This is a genomic window from Halorubrum sp. SS7, assembly GCF_005435055.1.
Classification (GTDB): domain Archaea; phylum Halobacteriota; class Halobacteria; order Halobacteriales; family Haloferacaceae; genus Halorubrum; species Halorubrum salinarum.
The window spans coordinates 1-478 of record NZ_SGXV01000295.1; the positions used below are offsets into that span (position 1 = coordinate 1).

The 478-nt window shown below is 64.2% G+C and carries 1 protein-coding gene; it reads left to right on the plus strand.

Annotated elements, in window-relative coordinates; all coding sequences use genetic code 11:
• Positions 1 to 478 (plus strand): sensor histidine kinase KdpD (locus EXE44_RS18095; protein WP_137718053.1); only part of this gene is annotated, 478 nt, incomplete at both ends.

Genomic DNA, 478 nt, shown 5'->3' on the forward strand with positions numbered 1-478 from the left:
GAACCAGGGCCGGACGTACGCGCGGACGGTCATCGGGGCGGCGAAGCAGGCGGCCGACATCACGGAGACTGCCAGGGACGTCACCGACGTGTTGCTACAGGTCGGAACCGACCAAGAGCCGGTCGATCTCCGCACCGAACTCAACCAGCAGATCGAACGGATCCGATCCGAGAAAGACCGCGCGACGGTCACGGTGAACGGATCGATCCCGGACGTGACGGTGTTGGCTGACGGCCTGCTGGAGGCGGTGTTCCGGAACCTGCTGACGAACGCGGTCGTCCACAACGACAAGCAGGTGGCCGAGATCACGGTTTCGACCGGTTTGTCGGAGGACGCGGTGTGCGTCTCGGTCGCCGACAACGGGCCCGGAATCCCGGACGATCACAAAGAGCAGATCTTTCAGGAGGGCGAGAAGGGACTGGAGAGCGGCGGAACCGGGATCGGCCTGTACCTCGTCAAGACGCTCGTCAACAGGTAC